Here is a 19,790-nt window from a genome sequence, read left to right as displayed (position 1 = left end):
AGCGACGAGGACCTAGCCCTTCGCGGCGGCTTCCGGGGGCAGCGGGAATTCGATGGTGGCCGGCACGTCCAGCAGCACCTTCGAGCGGTACATGCCGTTGAACACGTCCTCTTCCTTCACCACCACGCGGCTGGCCCTGTCGATCCAGAAGCGCTGGAAATTGCCGCTGCCGGGCTTGCCGCTTTCGGTTTCCACCAGCCAGCAGTCGTGGCGCCGGCCATCGGCGCCCGTCAGCGTGCGTTCGCCCAGCACCGTGTAGTCCACGTCCATCGGTGCGGCCATGCCGACGTCGAACAGGCGGATGCGCAGCGTGCCGCCCTTTTCATAGGGCAGCAGCGGCAGCAGGGTGAGGTCGGAATGCCAGTTCATCCACCAGCCGCCCCGCATCGCGGCGAAACCCGCTTCCATGGCCTTGCGCGAGGCCTCGGGCAGGTCACCTTCGATGCTGCCGCGTCCGCTTGCCGGTTCGACGACGGTACTCAGGCGGCGGTCCGGGCGCGTCCAGCTGCTGGTCTGCGAGAGTGTTGCCGCATCCTTCGCTGCGTGCACGGTGCGGGCGGTGTGGACCGTGCCGCTCTCGTCCTCCCAGTGCTGCTCGATCACCCAAGCGTCCTGGCCGGCGTGCCGTTCGCGCCTGACCTCGCTGGTGGCCAGCATTGTGCGCTTGATGCCGCTGCCGGCGCCGCCGCGCATGTAGACGAGATAGGTCATCGTCGCCGGGCGCAGGCTGTCCAGATGCAGGTCGGCGGGATTCACGCGGACGGGGCTGGCGGCGCCGGCGGTGCCTCCGGTCAAGGCGAGGGCAAACGACAGGACGATATGGCGTGCGCGCATGGGATCAGGGCGTGGGAGGCGGATGCCTATTCCAGCCGGGCCGGTGCAGCCCCGGCAGTGCCGGCGGGCAGGGTGACGTCCTGCCTACGCCGTGAACGGTGCCGATGCGTCAGCGCCGGACCGCCAGCACGCCGTCCAGCGCGAGTTCCGCCTTGAGGCCGGCGGTTTCCAGGCGCTTTGCCACTTCGCGCGGCACGTCGCGCCCGCTGGTCAGTTTGTTGGGGCTGCCGGTGTAGTGGAACAGGCGCCCGCCCTTGCGCAGCACCCGCGCCAGCTGTTGGTAGAACGCCAGCGAATAGAGTTCGCCGGCGATGCCGAAGCGCGGAGGGTCGTGCAGGACGGCATCGAACGCCGCGTCAGGCAGCGTCGTGATGGCCTGCGATACGTCGGCATGGGCCAGCTGCAGGCGCCCGCCGCTTGCCTCGGGATCGGGCGACCACGGGTTGATGGTGCGCAGCCACAGCACGTCCTCGTTCTTCTCGAACGACTGCAGGCGCGCCACCCCGGCGTCGAGGCAGCAGGCGGCGAAATAGCCCAGCCCGCCGCAGGTATCCAGCACGGTCTTGCCCGCAGGCTGCACCAGTGCCACCTTGCGGCGCGCGTCGTCCAGCGGCGATTCCTTCAAGGTGGGCAGCATCTTGATGCCGTCGATCTCGAATGTCGGCACCTGCCAGTCGGTCGGCACCAGCTTGATCAGCTTGCCGGCGTAGCGCGACACCGGTGCGAATGCATCGCCGTCCCACCAGTACAGGGTGCGGTCCTTGAGCTTGCCGGGGTAGGGGTAGGCGATGTCCTGCCAATGCCAGTGTTCGGCGCCCAGTTGCGCCTCGCCGTGGCTGCGCCCCAGGTCCAGCGACCCCCGCCAGGTGGCGTGGCCGGCCGCATGCGCGGCGGTCAGTGCGTCGCCCGTGGCGCGCGTGAGCAGGGGGCCGGCATAGCGCGGCGCGTTCGGCGTGGACATGCGCGCATGATACCGGCGGGCTGAAATATCGCCTGGTTTTCCGCGACAATGAGCGCTGGTTCCGTCGCCTTGCCCACCGATGCTGCCGTTCCGTCTTGCGCTGCTGTTCCTGCTGATCGCCGCCAGCACCGTGCTGCACGTCATCCCGCTGCTCGCTATCGCGCTGCTGAAGGTGGTGCTGCCGCTGCCGCGCCTGCGCGCCGCCTGCAATCCGCTGCTGACCGGACTTGCGGCAAGCTGGATCGGCTTCAACAACTGGCTGTGGGATACCTTCACCCGTACCCGGCTGAGCCTGCGTGGCGACGCCGACCTGCAGCTCGATGGCCACTATCTGGTGCTTGCGAATCACCAGAGCTGGGTCGACATCCTGGTGCTGCAGAAGGTGTTCAACCGGCGCATCCCGCTGCTGCGTTTCTTCCTCAAGCGCCAGTTGTTCTGGGTGCCGTTGCTGGGACTGGCATGGTGGGCGCTGGATTTCCCGTTCATGGGCCGCTACACGCCGCGGCAGGTGGCGAAAAACCCGGCGCTGGCCGGGCGCGACATCGAAGCCACCCGCCGTGCCTGCGACAAGTTCCGGGCGATTCCGGTGGCGATCATGAATTTCGTCGAAGGCACCCGCTTCACCGACGACAAGCATGCCAAGCAGGGCTCGCCATACCGCCACCTGCTCAAGCCGAAGTCCGGCGGGGTGGCGTTCGTGCTGGACGCGATGGGCGAGGGCCTGCACGCGATCCTGGATGTCTCCATCGCCTATCCGGCCGGGCGGCCTTCGCTGGTAGACCTGCTGGCCGACCGCGTGCCCGAGGTGCGGGTGCAGGTGCGGCAGCGGCCGATCCCGACCGAATTGGTTGGGGGCGATTACCAGGGCGATCGCGAGTTCCGGGTGCGCTTCCAGCAGTGGATGAACGGCCTGTGGCGCGAAAAGGACGAGGATCTGGCCGCGCTGCTAGGGGCTACCTCAGCCGCGCCGGGCGATGGGCGTAATTGATCGAAGTCAAGACTTCCATGCCCGACCGGCGCATAGTCCGGTCATCACTGCAGGAGCCGCGCCATGAACGCCATCGCCCGCCCGCGTTACGCCCCCGTCCTGCGCCGCCTGCATTGGCTGATGGCGCTGCTGATCCTTGCCGCTTACCTGCTGATCGAGCAGCGCGGCCTGTTCCCGCGCGGCAGCGACGGGCGCGCGGCGATGGTGCAGGGGCATTTCTGGGTCGGCATCGCGGTGTTCCTGCTGGTGTGGTGGCGGCTGGCCGGTCGCGTGCGCAACCCGGCGCCGCCGGTGACGCCGCCGCTGGACCGCTTCAGCGCGCTGGCATCGAAGCTGATCCACCTGGCGCTGTATGCGTTCTTCATCGTCATGCCGTTGCTGGGCATGGCCACCGCATGGAGCGATGGCAAGGCGGTGATGATCCCGTTCACCGGGCTGGCGCTGCCGGCGCTGCTGCCCGAGAACGAAGCGCTGGCGCACACGCTGGAAGACCTGCACGGCACCATCGGCGAAGCGTTCTACTGGGTGATCGGCCTGCACGTGCTGGCGGCGATCTGGCACCACGCCTTCCGTCGCGACGACACGCTGAAGCGGATGTTGTAAGCGGATGTAGTGGCTTGACCTCCGTCAGGGCGGGGCAGGCCGGCGCGGCGCAGGATGCCCCGATGGCGCCGTGGTGGCGCGCGTTGGAGATGCCCATGGAATTCAGGATCCGGCTGGCGGCGGATGCGCCGGACATGGCGGTGATCGACGATGCGCTGCACGAGGTTGATCCGGCAGCGATCGTGGACCGCGACCCCGCCGATGGCGCGTTGCGCGCCACGGTGTGGATGAGCGGCGACCAACTGGCGTCGGTGCTGGCGCAGGCGGGCTATCCGCCCGCCGAAGTGGAGCAGCTAGCTTCGCTGTGTTGTGGCGATTGCAGCGGCTGAGCGGTGCTTGCGCGCTCAGCCGGCGCCGCGCCTGTGGAAGTACACCTGTTCGGCCACCCAGCGCAACGGCGGTGAATGCAGCAGCAGGTCGAACGGCCAGTCGAACTGGAGGCGGTCGTACATCCAGCGCAACGCGCGCTTGGCGCGGAAGCGCGGCGCCGCATCGATGGCCACCTCTTCCGGCGGTGGGCCGCCATCGCGCAGGTGCGCGGCGATGGCGGCGCCGACCGCGTCGCCATGCTCCCATGCCGAATGGATCCCACCGGCCGTGACCGGCGAGACGATCCCGGCCGCGTCGCCGACAAGCATGGCGCCGTCGCGGGCGATGCAGTCCACCGGCCCGCTGCAGGGAATCAGCCCCGCGCGGGTATGGCCGGCCCGCAGGTGGCGCGGCAGGCCGCCGGCGATGCCCACCCGCAGCAGGAAGCCGTCGATGTCCGGTACCCGCGCGTTGGCGGGATCGTGGCGCAGTGCCAGGCCCGCCTGCACGCCGCGTGGGTTCTGCGCCAGCCAGCCGATGTAGCCGGGCGCATAGCGCTTGCTGATGAAGCAGTGCAGGGCCTCGGGATCGGCCAGCTTCGCACCCGGAAACTCGTACTCGATCCCGTAGAGGAACTGCCGCACCTCCCCCAGTCCGCAGCGCCGCGCCACCCGCGAACGCGCCCCGTCGGCGCCGACCAGATAGCGGCTGCGGCCCACGCCCTGCACCTGCCAGCCGCCGTCGATGCGCGCCGCATCGGTGAACGCACAGCCCAGTCGCAACTCGGCGCCGTGTTCGCGCAGCTGCCCGGCCAGCCAGCGCATCACCGCCGGCGTGTCGGTGGTCAGGAAGTAGCAGCCGGGCGCGGCCAGCGCCACCTGCTTCAGGCTGGGCGCGTACAGGCGCACCGCTTCGGTGCGGCGCGTCAGCGACGCCGGGATCCGTTGCAACAGCGTGCGTTCCGCCGCTTCCTTCACGATGATGCCGGTGGTGCGCAGCTTGTCGCCGGGGTCGCGCTTGCGTTCCAGCACGCAGACGCGCAGCCCGCGCCTGGCGGCGGCAATGGCGCAGGCAGCGCCGGCGAAACTGGCGCCGACCACGATCAGGTCGAAATCGAATTCGCTGGCATTCCACATGGGGTGCTCGGTGGCAGGGAGGCCCCCCAAGATGGGATCCAGGCGCGAACCGGCGATGGCGCGTGCGTGAAGCGGAATTGAAGTCGCGGCCGCGGCCCCTCGCGAGGTGCGAAAATGCGGATCGATTCGATTGCAGGGAAGACGCGATGGACGCATACACGATCGGCACCCCGGGCCAGCCCTGGGGCGATGCGGAAAAAGCGCAGTGGCGCGCGCTGCAGGCGAAGAAGCGCAGCTATGCCGACGAGGTGCTGGGCCGGATCGATGCGCTGCGTAGCCGCTTCGACGTCGCGCAGTACGGCGAGGTGGACTGCGGCGCCGATGGCCGCTATCCGCTGTTCGCGATGCGCAGCCGCAACTGGGACGAAGCACTGCCGGTGGCGGTGGTGACCGGCGGGGTGCACGGCTACGAGACCAGCGGCGTGCACGGCGCGCTGCAGTTCGCGGAGCGCCACGCGGCCGGGTATGCAGGCCGCGCCAACTTGCTGGTCGCGCCCTGCGTCAGCCCGTGGGCGTACGAGCGCATCCACCGCTGGAACGCACAGGCGCTGGATCCCAACCGCAACTTCCGTGCCGACAGCCCGGCCACCGAATCGGCCGCGCTGTGGGCGCTGCTGCGTTCGCTTGGCGATCGCGTGCTGGTGCACATCGACCTGCACGAAACCACCGACAGCGACGAAACCGAATTCCGCCCGTCGCTGGCCGCGCGCGATGGCAAGCCGTTCGAGCCCGGCACGATCCCCGACGGCTTCTACCTGTGCGCCGACAGCGCCCGCCCGGAGCCGGCCTTCCAGCAGGCGATCAACGCCGAGGTGGCGAAGGTGACCCACATCGCGCCGGCCGACCCGGACGGCACCATCATCGGCTCCCCCGTGGTGGCGCCGGGCGTGATCGAGTACGACTGCCGCGCGCTCGGGCTGTGCGCCGGCATCACCGACGCGCGCTTCGTCACCACCACCGAGGTCTATCCCGACAGCCCCCGCGCCAACCCGCAGCAGTGCAACGACGCCCAAGCGGCGGCGGTGCGCGCGGCGCTGGACTTCGCGCTGGCGCATCGCTGAGCGCCAGCGCGGACAAGCGGCAGGCTCAGGCCGGCATCTCGCGGCGGCTCATCCGCCACAGCATCAGCGTGAAAGCGGCGCAGCCGCCGAAGAAACCCACTGCCAGCGCCAAGGCCGCGCGCGAGGGGTCGCTGGCCAGCTGGTTGACAGGCGTCTGCCAGGGCATCAGCACGCCGACCTTGGCCGAGGTGGCGACTACGGCGAAGAAGGTGCCGCCGATGCCCAGCGCCAATGCCGGCACGAAGCTGGCATGGCGCAGTGCCATCCACAGCTGCACCGCCACCATCAGCCATGCGGCCAGGAAGATGCGCCCGAGCAGCAGCAGGTAGGCGGCGAAATCGGGCGCATCGGCGACCGCCGCGGCCGGCTTGGCCCAGCCGGCCGCCAGCACGGCCAGCGGCGCCAGCACCGCCAGCAGCAGGCTCATCAGCACCACCATGGCCAGCGCGCAGATGGCCTTGGCGGCGTACAGATGCCAGCGCGGCACCGGCAGGGCACGCAGGTGCTCCCAGGTGCGCGGACCATGCTCGGCCTGCGCCATCAGCGCGGTCAGCGCGGTGGTGCACATCGGCAGCATGAAGAACGCCCAGATCGCGGCGGAAGACTGCAGCGCCATTGCCCAGGAGCCGGGTTTGTCGAAGCGGGTGAGGTTGAAGAACATGAAAACCGCGATCAGCAGCGGCGCAATCGCGGCAAGCAGCAGCGCCAGCGACCGGCGGAGCTTGTAGGCCTCGACCGCCAGCGCGGTGCGCAGGCGCGGGGGAGCGAACACACAGGTATGGGTGGACATCGGAATTCTCCTCAGGCCAAGGCCGGCTGGGCGGCGTTGCGGTACAGGGTTTCCAGGCTGCACTGGCGCGGGGCCAGTGCATGCACCCGGACGCCGGCCGCGCACAGCGCGCGGTTCAGTGCGGCGGTGGCGTCGCGCGGCTCCTCGTCCGCGGCGATGTACACCACCACGGCCTCGTCGGCGCGCTCGACCTCGAAGCCATGGGCGCTGGCGATGGCCATGGCCCGCTCCGGTGCATCCGTGCCCACTTCCACCGCGGCGGCCAGCCCGGCCTTCAGGTCGGCCAGCGCACCTTCCAGCACCAGTCGGCCCTGGCTGAGGATGCCGACGTGGGTGGCGGTCTGTTCGATCTCGCCCAGCAGGTGGCTGGATAGCAGCACGGTCGCGTTGGCCCGCTCCGGCAGCGCGCGCAGGAACCGGCGCATGTCGGCGATGCCTTCCGGATCCAGCCCGTTGGTGGGCTCGTCCAGTACCAGCACCGGCGGTGCGCCCAGCATCGCCCGCGCCAGCCCCAGCCGCTGGCGCATGCCCAGCGAATAGTCGCCGACCCGCCGGCGCGCGTGCGGCGTCATTTCCACCACCTCCAGCACGCGCTCGACCTCGGTCGCGGGCAGGCCCAGCAGCCGCCGGCTCAGGTCCAGGTTCTCGCGTCCATTCAGATGCGGGTGGAAGCCTTGCGCCTCCAGCAGCGCCCCGACCTTGCGCGCGGCCGCCATGCGATTGCGCGCCACGTCGATGCCGGCGATCCGCGCCTGGCCGGCATCCGGGCGCAACAGTCCCAGCAGCAGGCGGATGGTGGTCGTCTTGCCGGCGCCATTGCGGCCGAGGAAGCCGTAGATGCTGCGCTCCGGCACGTGCATATCGATGCGGTCGACCGCCAGGCGGTCTCCGAAGCGGCGGCTCAGGCCGCGGGTTTCGATGGCGGATGACATGGTTGTCGTGCTCCCGTAATTTAACTCTCGCATAAAGTTTTTACATGGGAGAAGATTTAAGTCAAGCTTAAAGTTCCTCCGCCTGCCGAGAGTCCGCCGATGGCGCTTCCCGAACGCTTCCGCCACCAGTGCCGCTGGCTGCGCGCCGCCACCCTGCTGGTCTTTGCCGGGCTGGCGCTGCTGCTGGGCCTGGGCGCCAGCACCCTGCCGTGGACGCGCGAGGCTGGCGCCGGCGGCGGCAGCACGGCCCTGCTGATGCTGGTCCGGCTGTCGCCCGGTCTGGGCTATCTGTGGGCGCTTTGGGCGGTGCAGCGGGCGCTGGGGGACCTGGCCGCCGGCCGCCTGTTTCACGCAGCGGTGGCGCGGGCGATCCGCCACATCGGCGTGGGCGTGCTGGTGGGCGCGCTGCTCAGCGTGTTCGCCATCACCAACCTGACGCGCCTGATCCAGGGCGGGCAGGGCGGGGTGGCCTATTTCGACCTGTCCGGGATCGTGCTGGGCGTGGTCGGCGCGGCGCTGGTGCTGCTGGCGCGGGTGGTCGACAGCGCCCGCGCGCTCCAGGCCGAACTGGACGAGATCGTCTGATGCCGGTCCGGATCACGCTGGACCTGATGCTGGCCCGGCGCGGCATGACCGCCCGCGAGCTGGCGGCCACGGTGGGCATCAGCGAAACGCAGATGTCGCTGTTCCGCAGTGGCAAGGTCAAGGGCATCCGCTTCCGTACCCTGGCGCGGTTGTGCGCGGCGCTGGACTGCGTGCCGGGCGACCTGCTCGATTACGACTTCGACCCCGACGACCTGCGCGGCGCGGATGAGGAGGCCGAGGGCTGAGGGTGCGCGCCGCGGGGCTTGCGCGCATCGCGGCGCTGGGTGATGGTGCGTGCCCCGCATCGGAAGAATTCCCCATGATCGAACGCATCGACGCCGGCCCCCGCATGTCCGAAGCCTGCATCCACGGCGGCATCGCCTATCTGGCTGGGCAGGTCCCGGAGACCGCGGGTGCCGACATCGAAACCCAGACCCGCGAGGTGCTGGAGGCCATCGATGCGCTGCTGGCGCAGGCCGGCAGCGACAAGACCCGGATCCTGCGTGCGCAGATCTTCCTTGCCGACATCGCCGATTTTGCCGGCATGAACCGGGCGTGGGACGCGTGGGTGGCCCCGGGCCGGGCCCCGGCCCGTGCCACCGTGGAAGCCAGGCTGGCCAATCCGGACTGGAAGGTGGAGATCGTGGTGACCGCGGTGGTCTGATCCCGCCGCGCAACCGCGAAGCAGCGCACGCGCGGGCCAACCAAAGTCACGCGCGGCCGGATGGGAATGCAGGCTACTCTCGGGTTTCCTTCCGTCACCAGACCTCCCGCATGAAGCGTTCCCTGCTCGGCCTCGGCATCGCCGGCGCCCTTACTGTCGCCGTCTCCACCGCCACCGCCGCCGCGCCCTCCGGCAAGGCCCAGCTGGGCAGCTTCGGTGTCGACCTCACCGCGCGCGACCTGACGGTCAAGCCGGGCGATGACTTCAACCGCTACGCCAGCGGCCAGTGGATCGACACCTACGTGCTCAAGGATTACGAGACCAACTACGGCTCGTTCAACCAGCTGCGCGACCGTGCCGAGGAGCAGACCCGCGCGCTGATGGACGAGCTGCTGGCCAGCAAGAATCTCGCCGCCGGCAGCAATGGCCGCAAGCTGCGCGATTTCTACGCCAGCTTCATGGACCGCGCCGGCCGCGATTCCGCCGGGATCAAGCCACTGCAGCCGGTGCTGGACCGGATCGCGAAGATCGATTCGAAGGACAAGCTGATTGCCGCCTTCGGCAACGCCGGCATCGACGGCAGCAGCGCGCCGTTCGGCATGGGCGTGGGCATCGACCGCAAGGACCCGAACCAGTACCAGGTGGGCCTGGGCGTGGGCGGGCTGGGCCTGCCGGACCGCGACTACTACCTCAACCAGGACGCGCGCTTCGTCAAGATCCGCGAGGCCTACCTGGCGCACATCCAGCGCATGCTGGGCTTTGCCGGCGTCAGCGGCGCCGATGCGAAGGCGCGTGCCGAAGCGGTGCTGGCGCTTGAAACCGCGCTGGCCAAGCCGCAGTGGGAGCGGGTCAAGCTGCGCGACCGCGACAAGACCTACAACCAGTTCACCTATGCCGAGCTGCAGCAGAAGTTCCCCGGCTACGACTGGGCCGCGCAGTTGCGCGCGCAGGGCATGCCGCAGCCCGACAAACTCAACATCACCACCCCGGACGTGATCCAGCCGGTGATCGACATCGTCAACGCCACCCCGCTGGCCACCTGGCGCGACTATCTTGCGTTCCACGCTGTCGACGGCAACGCCGACCTCCTGAGCAGCGAGATCGATGCTGCTTCGTTCGAGTTCAACGGCAAGGTGCTGGGCGGGCAGAAGGCCCAGCGCGAGGACTGGAAGCGGGCGCTGGCGCTGGTCGGTGGCCGCGGCGGCCTCGGCGAAGCACTTGGTGAGCTGTACGTGGCGCGCTACTTCAAGCCGGAAGCCAAGGCGGCGATGGACCAGCTGGTCGAGAACCTGCGCACCGCGCTGCGCAGCAACATCGAGCAGATCGGCTGGATGGGGGAGGCGACCAAGGCCGAGGCCTACCGCAAGCTGGCCAGCTTCCGCCCGAAGATCGGTTACCCGTCGAAGTGGAAGGACTATTCCAGCGTCACCATCAAGGCCGACGACCTGCTGGGCAACGCGGTGGCGATGCGCGAGTTCAACCGCGCCGACCAGAACCGTCGCGTCGGCCAGAAGACCGACCGCGAGGAGTGGGGCATGACCCCGCAGACGGTGAATGCCTACTACAACTCGGCATTCAACGAGATCGTGTTCCCGGCGGCGATCCTGCAGCCGCCGTTCTTCGATGTGCACGCCGATGCCGCGGTGAACTACGGGGGCATCGGTGCCGTGATCGGCCACGAGATGGGCCACGGCTTCGATGACCAGGGCAGCAAGTCGGATGCCGACGGCATCCAGCGCAACTGGTGGACCGACGAGGACCGCGCCCGTTTCGAACAGCTGACCAAGGCACTGGGCGCGCAGTACGACGCCTATTGCCCGCTGGAAGGACAGTGCGTCAACGGCGGGCTGACCATGGGCGAGAACATCGGCGACCTGGGCGGCGTGTCGATGGCCTACACGGCCTACCAGCTGAGCCTGGGCGGCAAGCCGGCGCCGGTGATCGACGGCCTGACCGGCGATCAGCGCTTCTATCTGGCCTGGGCGCAGGTGTGGAAGAGCAAGTACCGCGACGAAACGCTGCTGCGCCAGCTCAAGACCGATCCGCATTCGCCCGGCATGTACCGCGCCAACGGCCCGCTGCGCAACCTGGACGGCTGGTACAAGGCGTTCGAGGTGAAGCAGGGCGACGCCATGTACCTGGCGCCGGAGAAGCGCGTGCAGATCTGGTAAGCGCCGACCCGGCTGCAGCACCGAACGGGCGGGCCCCAGGGACCGCCCGTTTCCGTTATTGTGCCTCCGGTAAATCCCCGGGGAATGGCGCGGAATGAAGCTGGCGTGCCGCTGCGGCCCGGTGGAGGGGCGGATCGATCCGCGCCGCGTGCATGCGCGCGCGAGCTGCTACTGCCGCGACTGTCGGGCGTTTGCGCGCTGGCTGGGTGGCGCCGGGTTGCTGGACGTCGCCGGCGGCTCCGACATCCTGGCGATGGCGCCGGACGGGCTGCAGATCACCCGCGGCTTCGAGAAAATGGCATGCATGTCGCTGGGGCCGCGCGGGCTGCTGCGCTGGTACGCCAGCTGCTGCCGCACGCCACTGGGCAACGTCCCGCGCGATCCCAAGCTGTATTACCTCGGGGTGCCTGTATCCGCCATCGCGGAGCCAGCGGATGTCATCGAGGGCGCATTCGGGCCGCGTGGGCATATCGCGGTCAATGCCGGCTCGGCAACCGTGCCGGTCGCCTCGCCACCCCTGGCCCGGCTGGCCGGTACTTTGCGCATAGTCGCAGGCGTGCTTTCGGCGCGCCTGCGCGGTCGCCGCAACAGGTTGCTGTTCGACACAGATGGCCTGCCGTTGCGCGAGCCGCTGGTGCTGGGCAGGACGCAACGCGATGCACTGTCCCTCGATCCTTGATGCAGAATCCCGCGACAGGAGCCGCACGATGCGCCGTTTCCTTGCCCTGATGCTCGCCGCCACCGGTGCCTTCGGCGCCGCATGGGCGGCCGAACCCGCCGCGCAAGACGCCACGCCACCGGCTCTTGCCTACGACGCGGCGCTTGCGCAGCGCACCGGCGCCGACGAACGCGGCATGCGCCGCTACGTGCTGGTGATCCTGCGTACCGGGCCCACGCCGGTGAAGGACGCTGACGCGCGCAAGGCGATGTTCGCCGGCCACATGGCCAACATCCAGCGGCTGGCGAAGGCGGGCAAGCTTGCGCTGGCGGGGCCGTTCGGCGATGCCGCCGGCGACTGGCGCGGCCTGTTCGTGTTCGCCACCGACGACATCGATGAAGCGAAAGCGCTGGTCGCCACCGATCCGGTGATCCAGCAGGGCGAAATGGTGGCCGACTACCACAGCTGGTACGGCTCGGCCGCGACCATGCTCACTGGCGAACTGCACGAAAAGCTGGTGCGCCCGACACCCTGAGGCAAGCCAGCGCGGCCGCCGCCGCGCTGCATCAATCCGCTTACTTGCCGGCGCGCTTCGTCTTCATCGTCGCCAGCGCCGCCAGCGTTTCCCTGACGTGCAGGTTCGGGTTCATCGAGTCGAAGGCGAAGACAACCTTGCCGTCCTTGCCGATGACATAGGACGTACGGCTGGACAGGTCCGGCTTCATCGTCATGGTGGCGTCGTAGGACTTGGCGATCCTGGCGCCCTCATCGGCCGCCACCGGGAACTTGCCGGCGCATTTTTCCGTGTCCTTCGAAAACTCGGCGAGGCGCTCGGTATTGCCCGCGGTCACGCCCACCACGCTGGCGCCCTGCGCCTTGAATTTGTCGATCGCCTGCGAGAAGGCTGCGGCTTCGGCGTTGCAGCCCGGGGTGAACGCGGCCGGGAAGAAGTACAGCACCACCGGGCCCTTCGCCAGCGAGGCCTTCAGGTCGAAGGTGTACGGCTGGCCGGCCATATAGGCAGGCGCGGTGAAGGTCGGCGCCACTGCGCCAGGCTTGAGCGCGGCGAACACCGGAGTGGCGCAGATCAACAGCAGGGCGGAAGCGGCGAGACGGCGCATGGCGGGTTCCTGACGGGGGGTGCGCCACTTTAGCGCCGTTTCCGGCTCTCCTGCGCGGGCGTGTCGCGCCCACTGGCTGGGTCAGGCAGCGCCCGGCCCGGCAGCGAACACCTGCAGGCGGCCACGCCCGTTGGCTTTCGCCAGGTATAGCGCACGATCGGCGGCTTCCAGCCATGCGCGCAGGTCGCAGGTGCCGGCGGGCGGAGCCGCCAGCCCGATGCTGATGGAGCCCCGCAGGCCGGGCGCGCGCGGGAACTCCAGCGCCTGCACCTGCGCCAGCAGGCTCTCGGCGATGCGCGCGGCGTCGACGGGGGGTAGCGGCAGCGCCACCACGAATTCGTCGCCACCGAGTCGGCCGGCGTGGCCGTCAGCCGGCAGCACCGACTGGATGCAGGAAGCGATCGCCCGCAGCAGATCGTCGCCGACGGCGTGGCCGTGGCGGTCGTTGGTGTCCTTGAAGCGGTCCACGTCGACCAGCATCAGGGTCGCGGGCCGCCCGGCCGGCTGCAGCAGGCCGGAGGCCATGGCCTCCCAGTGCGCGCGGCTGCCCAACCCGGTCAGACTGTCGAAGCGGCTCAATTTGTCCAGCTGCAGGTTCTGCGCCTGTACCCTGCGCACCAGCTGGTAGCTGCTGGCACTGACTGCCAGCGTGTGGATGACCATGATCGGCAGGCAGGCCAGCAGGGTGTTCATGCTGGTGCTGACATCCACCCCAAATCCGTTCAGCAGACCCGATACCAGCAGCGCCGCCAGCATCGGCAGCAGCGAGCGCCGCCACAGTCCGCGCACGCCGCTGCTGATCTTGTCGGCGGTGGTCACCGATACCAGCATGACCGAGGGCAGCAGGCTGAAGTGCATCAGCGGTACCAGCGAGGCGGCCAGCGCCGAGTCGATCACCAGGTTCTGCAGCTCGGTGCGGTAGGCATCGCGGCTGCGCGCGGCAAGCCTGTAGGCCAGGTGCGGCCAGACCAGGCCGCAGAAGAAGGCCCATGCCCAGGCAGCGATGCCCGCGTGGCGTTCCTGCAGCACCATCGCCACAGGCAGCAGGCCCAGCCCCATCCCCAGCGTGCGCAGGCGATAGGTGCGACGTTACAGATCGCCCAGACGCGTGGCCGCGTCCAGTCCGTCCCGAGCCTGTCGGTTGCCGTGTTCGCCCATCATTCCCCCTGCGCCGCAGTGGCAAGTGTGAGCGAGCTGTTCCCGCCGCGCCAGCGGGAGCGGTGTATCGTCGGGATTCGATGGCAACAAGGGTGCGGGAAGGAGGCAGGCATGGCCACCGGTTGGGCAGGCGATGGCGCGGTACAGGAGCAGATCGACGCGACCGTGAAGGACGGCATCGCGAGGGCGCGCAGCCGGCTGCCCAGTGGAGCGTCCCTGGAGCGCTGCGAGGAATGCGATGCGCCAATCCCGGAAGGCCGTCGCAAGGCCGTGCCCGGGGTGCGCCTGTGCCTGGCTTGTCAGCAGGCGCAGGATGCCGAAGATGCGGCCTTTGCCGGCTACAACCGTCGCGGCAGCAAGGACAGCCAGCTGCGCTGAGGTCGTCCGCGGGCTGCCGCCGTTGCCACCGCGCGCAAACAGGACGCCCGGCGCGAGGCCGGGCGTCGGGTGGTGCGCGACAGGGGCGGATCAGTCGATGTTGAAGGACAGGATCATGCCGAGGATGGCCGGCAGGATCATCGCGCTGCCATTGTCGTAACGGCCGTACTGGCTGCGCCCGTAGTAGCCATCGCGGTAGCCGCGTTCGAAGCCCTGGCGGAAGTACCATCGGTAGTCGCTCTGGCTGACATAGCGGCCAGCGTAGCCGTAGCTGCCGTCCAGCCAGCCGTAGTTGTTGCGGTAGTCGAACTGCCAGCGGTCCATGCGATCGGCCTGTCCGGCATACCAGCCTTCACGGTAGCCATCGCGCACCGCCTCGCGCAGGATCTGGGCACCGTAGCTGTTGGTGCTGTACCAGCGTCCGCCATAGCTGTAGCGGTAGTTGTACGGGGTGGAGAAGAACGGGTCGCGGTCGTAGTCGAAGCGCTGCTGGTTCCAGCGGGCCTGTGCGGCCAGCCAGCGCCGCCAGTAGTCCTGCTGGTAGCGGTATTGCGCGTTGCGGCGCTGGCGCTCCAGCTGGTGGCGATGGCGGTCATGCTCGCTGCGACGACGATCGTCGTCCCGCAGCCACTGCGCCTGCTGGCGACGCTGTTCCTCGATCCGGTGACGCTGCTGATCGCGCGACACGCGGCCATCGCGGTCGCCATCGCGCCAGTCACGGCGGTCGTTGCGATCGTCACGCCGATCGCGGCTGGCTTCGCGCTCCCGCGCTTCGGCGATGACCCGCGCCTGCGGGCTGCTGGCGGCCGCCTGCTCGCGCTGCCGGTCCTCGGATTCCCGCCGGCGATCACGCTGCTCGGCAAGACGCTGCCGCTGTTCCAGCTGGCGCTCGTCCGCCTGCGGGCGGTGCAGTTCGCGCTGTTCGGCGATGCGCGGCTCGGGCGCACGCGGCTGTACGCGTTCGCGCTGCTGCCACGGGCCGCGCGAATCCTGCGCGGCCTGCCGCTCGCGCTGCTGGCGGGCCAGTTCACCCCAGTTCTCGCGGCGCTCCGCGTCGCTGCTGCGGGGGGCGGGGGAGGGACGTTCGACGCGTTCGAAGCGTCGTGGCGGATCGCTGCGGGTTTCCGCCGCTGCCGCGGGTTCCGGCGCGTTCGCGTTGCCGCGGGCCTTCTGCAGGCGGCGCTCCTGGCGCTCAGCCCGGCGGTCATTGCCGTCCTGGGCAGCGGCAGGCAGCACGGCGCCCGCGGTGAGCGCGAGGCCCAGCAGGGCGGCGGTCAGGGTGTGCGACTTGGGGATGCGGTTCATAGCTTCTTTTCTCCGCGGCGCGCGAACCATTCGCCGCCCTCACTTGCAGTTAACGGTTTGCGCGATGAATCGAAGCTGAGGTTTTCCCCTCGACGAAGGGGGCGCCAGCAGGGATTCAGTTTCGCCCCGGCATGACCAACGACAGGCCCGCCGCGGGGCACGCCGTGCGATGTTAGGTGATCGCCCACCGGAGGCTCCAAATGCCTGCCCACGCCCATGGTTCCGTCCTCGTCCTGGCTCTGGCCGCGGCCCTCGCGCCGGTAGCCGCGCTTGCCCAGCAGCCGGGATTGACGCCGACCACCGCGGCGACCGGCCTGCCGCGCACTCCCGAACAGCTGGCCACGGTCATCGAAAAGGCCGAGCTGTCTTTCCGCGTTGATCCCGCGAAGAAACGACTGGAAGGCGATGCCACCCTGCGCCTGCGGGTCTCGCAACAGGTGCAGCGGCTGGTGGTGGACCTGGACCGCAACTACGCCATCGAACGCGTCGAGGTCGACGGCATGCCCGTGGATGCCGCGCGCTGGCGCAACCCCGAAGGGCGGATGCAGGTGGACCTGCCACGGCCGCTGGCGGCGGGCGGGCAGGCGGAACTGCGCATCCGCTACGGCGGCCAGCCACACGAGGCGAAGAAGGCGCCGTGGGATGGCGGCATCGTCTGGGCCAAGGCCCCGACCGGCGAGCCGTGGATCGCCACGGCAGTGCAGGGCGAGGGCTGCGACCTGCTGTGGCCCTGCATCGACCATCCGATGGGCAAGCCGCTGGAGGTGGTGCAGCACATCACCGTGCCAAGTCCCCTGGTGGCGGCGGGCAACGGGATCGCCGAGGGCATGGACGAACGCGATGGCTGGCGCACCTACCACTGGCGCGCAAAGCTTCCCGACACCTATGCGATCGCCCTGAACATCGGTCCTTACGAACTGCTGCGGGCCGACTACACCTCGCGCTTCGGCAACACCATCCCGCTGCGCTTCTGGTACCTGAAAGGCAACAAGGCCAAGGCCGAGGGCCTGTTCGCCGAGTTCGCGCCGATGCTGGATTTTTTCGAGGAAGTGATCGGTCCGTATCCGTTCGCCGACGAGAAGATGGGCGTGGTCGAAACCCCGCACCTGGGCATGGAGCACCAGACCATCAATGCCTACGGCAACGACTACAAAAAGGCGGAGACCGGCTACGACTGGCTGCTGCAGCACGAGTTCGCCCACGAGTGGTTCGGCAACCAGCTGACCAACGTCGACTGGGACGACTTCTGGCTGCACGAAGGCTACGGGACCTACATGCAGCCGCTGTACCTGCAGTGGCTGCGCGGCGACATGGAATACATGGCAGCACTGATGAAGATGCGCGCCACCCTGATGCTGCGTCATCCTGTGGTCGCTGGCCGCAGCATGGTGGAGAAGGATGTCTCCAGCGCCGACCGCGGGCCCGGCAACGACGTCTACTACAAGGGTGCACTGATGCTGCACACCCTGCGCGGCCTGGTTGGCGACGAGGCCTTCTTCCGCGCCACCCGCGAACTGGTCTACAGCACCGATGCGCCGAAGCCGGGCAACTTCCGCCCGCGCTACGCCTCGACTTCGGACTATGTCGCGCTGGTGAACCGGATCACCGGCAAGGACTACGGCTGGTTCTTCGATGTCTACCTGCGTTCGGTGAAGCTGCCGGAGCTGGTCGCCACCCGCGACCCCGGTGGCCTCGAGCTGCGCTGGAAGACCGAAGGCGACAAGCCGTTCCCGATGCCGGTGCAGGTGCGCGCGGGCGATCGCGTCGTGGAGGTGCCGATGACGGATGGGCGCGGCCGGATAACGCTTGCCGCGGGCGAAAGCTTCACCCTCGACCCGCACTCGAAGGTGCTGCGCGAGTTGCCGCACATGGCCGAGTACCAGAAGGATGCCGCGGCGCGGGCGAAGGCGGCGGCTGCAGCGAAACGCTGACAGGGCGCGTTGCCCCTCGCGGTGTGCCTGCATCCGGAGACCATCGGCGACCGGGATGTCGCCGAAGGTCCTGCATGCCGTATCCACGGCGTGTGTCCAGAAGCGGGTGCCCCACGAGCGGCAACGCTTGAGAGGCTCGGGTTCGGTCGCCTACCTACCAATGCACGCCGCGCATCAGGGAGGCGAAGGCGATCTGTTCCTGGCTGGGCGTCTGGTCGCGCAGCGCCTGTTTGTCGCCCTTGGCTGCGGCCGAATCCGGGAACAGCTCGAAGGCGGTGCTCATCACCGCCTCGTAGGCCTTCGGCGCCACCGCGTTGACCAGTGCCGCGAAGATGCCCAGGCGCGTGGCGATCCGGCTGGGGCGCTCGATGATGCCCTTCACCACCAAGTCGGCCGCTTCCTCCGAGGTCAGGGTGGGCACGCTGTCGTACATCTTGGTCGGCGCGATCATCGGGGTCTTCACCAGCGGCATGTTGATGGTGGTGAAGCTGATCCCCTTGCCGGACAGTTCGCCCTGCGCGCAGCGGCTGAACGCATCCAGCGCGGCCTTGCTGGCGACGTAGGCGGCGAAGCGCGGCGAACTGGCCAGCACCCCGATCGAACTGATGTTGATGATGTGGCCCTTGCGGCGGTGGGTCATCGACGGCATGAAGCCCATGATCAGGCGGATGCTGCCGAAGTAGTTTAGCTGCATGGTCCGCTCGAAATCGTGGAAGCGGTCGTAGCTGGCCTCGATCGAACGCCGGATCGAACGCCCGGCGTTGTTGACCAGCACGTCCACCTGGCCGTGTTCCTGCAGGATCGTCGCCACCAGCCGGTCACAGTCGGCCATGTCCGACAGGTCGGCGGTGTAGGCGAATACCTTGCCGCCGGCGGCCTTCATCGCATCGCGCGCCTTGAACAGCTCTTCCTCGCCGCGTGCCACGATCACCGTGACCGCGCCGGCCGCCGCCACCTTCTCGGCAGTGGCCAAACCAATCCCGGACGAACCCCCGGTGATCACCACCACCTTGTTGCGGACCTTGCCCTTGAGGCTGCGGTCGATGAACAGGTCGGGGTCGAGGTGGCGCTCCCAGTAATCCCACAGCCGCCAGGCGTAGTCCTCCAGCCGCGGCACCGCGATCCCGCTGCCCTTGAGCGCGCGTTCGGCCTCGCGGTTGTCGAAGCGGGTGGGGTAGGTGATGAACTTCAGGGTTTCCTTCGGGATCTTGAAGTCGCGCAGCAGCATGCCGACAAAGCGCCGCACCGGCGGCAGGCTGCCCACCGCCATGCGCACGCTGCCGGGCAGGAAGGCGAACATGCGTGCGTCGATGCGCATGGTCATCTCCGGTGCGTGGCCGGCGCGGGCGAAGGTGTTCATCGCCTCTCCGACGCGCAGCGGCTCCGGGTCGGTCAGGTGGAAGCAGTGGCCATCCAGGCGCGGCTTGTGGGCGATGTGGTCCATCGCGTCGGCGACGAAATCCACCGGCACGATGTTGACCCGGCCGCCTTCGATGCCCAGCGTCGGCATCCACGGCGGCAGCGCCTGCCGCAGCTTCTTGAGAAAGGTGAAGAAGTAGTAGGGGCCGTCGATCTTGTCGATCTCGCCGGTCTTCGAATGGCCGACCACCATGCCGGGACGGTAGATCCGCCACCTGATCCGCTTCTCCGCGCGCACCAGGCCTTCCGAGTCGTGCTTGGTGCGCAGGTAGGGATCGTCCAGTCCTTCGGCCTCCTCGAACATGTCTTCGCGGAACACGCCGGGGTACATGCCTGCGGCGGCGATCGAACTGGTGTGGTGGAAACACCCGGCGTCGATCGCCACGGCCAGGTCCAGCGCGTTGCGGGTGCCGTCGATGTTGGCCGCATGCAGGGCGTCCGGTTTGGCGGCCATGTCGTAGATCGCGGCCAGATGGAAGAAGTGCTTTACCTTGCCGGACAGCGCGCGCAGCTGTGCGGCGGACAGCCCGCATTTCGGCGCGGTCATCTCGCCGGCCACCGGCAGCACGCGCTTGCGGTCCCAGCCGCGCTGCTTCGCCAGCGCCTCGAACTTCTTCATCGAATCCTTGCGCACCAGCACGTGGATCGTGCCCTTGCGCTTGAGCAGGTTGTCGATCAGGAAACGGCCGATGAACCCGGTGCCGCCGGTCACGAAATAAGCCATTGCGCATCCCCTCAGGCTTGCCCGGCGCGTTGCGCGCCCGCGGCCTGCTACGTTGCCAGAGC

21 protein-coding genes are annotated in these 19,790 nt (G+C 68.9%); 12 read left to right on the top strand and 9 right to left on the bottom strand.

Features of this window, described 5'->3' with window-relative positions:
• Positions 1-12: 12 nt before the first annotated feature.
• On the bottom strand, positions 13-834 hold the full coding sequence (locus ICG51_RS01160; RefSeq protein ID WP_190281165.1) for a hypothetical protein: 822 nt from the start codon (positions 832-834) through the stop codon (positions 13-15).
• A 109-nt stretch (positions 835-943) separates the two neighbouring features.
• A complete protein-coding gene (locus tag ICG51_RS01155) occupies positions 944-1,795 on the bottom strand; it encodes an MnmC family methyltransferase (protein WP_190281164.1) in 852 nt (283 codons plus the stop codon).
• A gap of 79 nt (positions 1,796-1,874) precedes the next feature.
• Here ICG51_RS01155 and ICG51_RS01150 point away from each other — a divergent pair, with 79 nt between their 5' ends.
• The 3 genes from ICG51_RS01150 (at position 1,875) to ICG51_RS01140 (ending at position 3,715) form a co-directional block, all read left to right on the top strand.
• Positions 1,875-2,783: an acyltransferase gene (locus ICG51_RS01150; RefSeq protein WP_190281163.1), complete on the top strand. Its 909-nt coding sequence runs from the start codon at positions 1,875-1,877 to the stop codon at positions 2,781-2,783.
• A gap of 63 nt (positions 2,784-2,846) precedes the next feature.
• Positions 2,847-3,386 carry a cytochrome b gene (locus tag ICG51_RS01145; protein ID WP_190281162.1) on the top strand — a complete coding sequence of 180 codons (540 nt, stop codon included), beginning with the start codon at positions 2,847-2,849 and terminating at the stop codon, positions 3,384-3,386.
• 95 nt (positions 3,387-3,481) lie between these two features.
• Entirely contained in the window at positions 3,482-3,715 is a 234-nt protein-coding gene (locus ICG51_RS01140) for a hypothetical protein (RefSeq protein ID WP_190281161.1), read from the top strand.
• A 15-nt stretch (positions 3,716-3,730) separates the two neighbouring features.
• On the opposite strand, the gene ICG51_RS01135 is transcribed toward ICG51_RS01140, so the two are convergent.
• Complete coding sequence (locus tag ICG51_RS01135; protein WP_223809483.1) at positions 3,731-4,861, bottom strand: NAD(P)/FAD-dependent oxidoreductase; 1,131 nt, start codon at positions 4,859-4,861, stop codon at positions 3,731-3,733.
• A 116-nt stretch (positions 4,862-4,977) separates the two neighbouring features.
• Between ICG51_RS01135 and ICG51_RS01130 the strand changes: the two genes are divergently transcribed.
• Positions 4,978-5,892: a M14 family metallocarboxypeptidase gene (locus tag ICG51_RS01130; RefSeq protein WP_190281160.1), complete on the top strand. Its 915-nt coding sequence runs from the start codon at positions 4,978-4,980 to the stop codon at positions 5,890-5,892.
• Positions 5,893-5,917: 25 nt separating this feature from the next.
• Here the strand turns inward: ICG51_RS01130 and ICG51_RS01125 are convergent, their stop codons facing one another.
• Positions 5,918-6,682 carry an ABC transporter permease gene (locus ICG51_RS01125; RefSeq protein WP_223809482.1) on the bottom strand — a complete coding sequence of 255 codons (765 nt, stop codon included), beginning with the start codon at positions 6,680-6,682 and terminating at the stop codon, positions 5,918-5,920.
• 11 nt (positions 6,683-6,693) lie between these two features.
• Positions 6,694-7,614 (bottom strand): ABC transporter ATP-binding protein, encoded by a 921-nt coding sequence (locus ICG51_RS01120; RefSeq protein WP_190281159.1) that lies wholly within the window; start codon positions 7,612-7,614, stop codon positions 6,694-6,696.
• A gap of 99 nt (positions 7,615-7,713) precedes the next feature.
• Between ICG51_RS01120 and ICG51_RS01115 the strand changes: the two genes are divergently transcribed.
• From ICG51_RS01115 to ICG51_RS01090, 6 genes are all read left to right on the top strand, one after another.
• Positions 7,714-8,199, top strand: a complete 486-nt coding sequence (locus tag ICG51_RS01115) for a DUF2975 domain-containing protein (RefSeq protein ID WP_190281158.1) — start codon at positions 7,714-7,716, stop codon at positions 8,197-8,199.
• On the top strand, positions 8,199-8,444 hold the full coding sequence (locus tag ICG51_RS01110; protein ID WP_190281157.1) for a helix-turn-helix transcriptional regulator: 246 nt from the start codon (positions 8,199-8,201) through the stop codon (positions 8,442-8,444). Before ICG51_RS01115 ends, ICG51_RS01110 begins: the two co-directional genes overlap by 1 nt.
• 74 nt (positions 8,445-8,518) lie before the next feature.
• Positions 8,519-8,863, top strand: coding sequence for a RidA family protein (locus ICG51_RS01105; RefSeq protein WP_190281156.1), 345 nt, complete (start codon positions 8,519-8,521; stop codon positions 8,861-8,863).
• A 110-nt stretch (positions 8,864-8,973) separates the two neighbouring features.
• Positions 8,974-11,034, top strand: coding sequence for a M13 family metallopeptidase (locus ICG51_RS01100; RefSeq protein ID WP_190281155.1), 2,061 nt, complete (start codon positions 8,974-8,976; stop codon positions 11,032-11,034).
• 94 nt (positions 11,035-11,128) lie between these two features.
• Positions 11,129-11,713 carry a DUF6151 family protein gene (locus ICG51_RS01095; protein ID WP_190281154.1) on the top strand — a complete coding sequence of 195 codons (585 nt, stop codon included), beginning with the start codon at positions 11,129-11,131 and terminating at the stop codon, positions 11,711-11,713.
• A 28-nt stretch (positions 11,714-11,741) separates the two neighbouring features.
• A complete protein-coding gene (locus tag ICG51_RS01090; RefSeq protein WP_190281153.1) occupies positions 11,742-12,227 on the top strand; it encodes a YciI family protein in 486 nt (161 codons plus the stop codon).
• Positions 12,228-12,267: 40 nt separating this feature from the next.
• On the opposite strand, the gene ICG51_RS01085 is transcribed toward ICG51_RS01090, so the two are convergent.
• The gene (locus ICG51_RS01085) at positions 12,268-12,813 is read right to left on the bottom strand and encodes a peroxiredoxin (protein WP_190281152.1); all 546 of its coding nucleotides are present in this window, start codon (positions 12,811-12,813) and stop codon (positions 12,268-12,270) included.
• Between the two features lie 81 nt (positions 12,814-12,894).
• The gene (locus ICG51_RS01080; RefSeq protein ID WP_223809654.1) at positions 12,895-13,887 is read right to left on the bottom strand and encodes a diguanylate cyclase; all 993 of its coding nucleotides are present in this window, start codon (positions 13,885-13,887) and stop codon (positions 12,895-12,897) included.
• 195 nt (positions 13,888-14,082) lie between these two features.
• Here ICG51_RS01080 and ICG51_RS01075 point away from each other — a divergent pair, with 195 nt between their 5' ends.
• A complete protein-coding gene (locus ICG51_RS01075) occupies positions 14,083-14,349 on the top strand; it encodes a DksA/TraR family C4-type zinc finger protein (RefSeq protein ID WP_190281150.1) in 267 nt (88 codons plus the stop codon).
• A gap of 90 nt (positions 14,350-14,439) precedes the next feature.
• On the opposite strand, the gene ICG51_RS01070 is transcribed toward ICG51_RS01075, so the two are convergent.
• Entirely contained in the window at positions 14,440-15,654 is a 1,215-nt protein-coding gene (locus tag ICG51_RS01070; protein ID WP_190281149.1) for a hypothetical protein, read from the bottom strand.
• A 200-nt stretch (positions 15,655-15,854) separates the two neighbouring features.
• On the opposite strand from ICG51_RS01070, the gene ICG51_RS01065 reads away from it, so the two are divergent.
• A complete protein-coding gene (locus ICG51_RS01065; RefSeq protein WP_190281148.1) occupies positions 15,855-17,585 on the top strand; it encodes a M1 family metallopeptidase in 1,731 nt (576 codons plus the stop codon).
• Positions 17,586-17,739: 154 nt separating this feature from the next.
• Here the strand turns inward: ICG51_RS01065 and ICG51_RS01060 are convergent, their stop codons facing one another.
• Entirely contained in the window at positions 17,740-19,728 is a 1,989-nt protein-coding gene (locus ICG51_RS01060) for an SDR family oxidoreductase (RefSeq protein WP_190281147.1), read from the bottom strand.
• Positions 19,729-19,790 lie beyond the last annotated feature (62 nt).

Origin of the sequence: Thermomonas sp. XSG, from assembly GCF_014678725.1 — a bacterium.
Lineage (GTDB): Bacteria > Pseudomonadota > Gammaproteobacteria > Xanthomonadales > Xanthomonadaceae > Thermomonas.
Note: the sequence above shows the minus strand (reverse complement) of the source record. Positions and strands in the feature narration are given on the sequence as shown.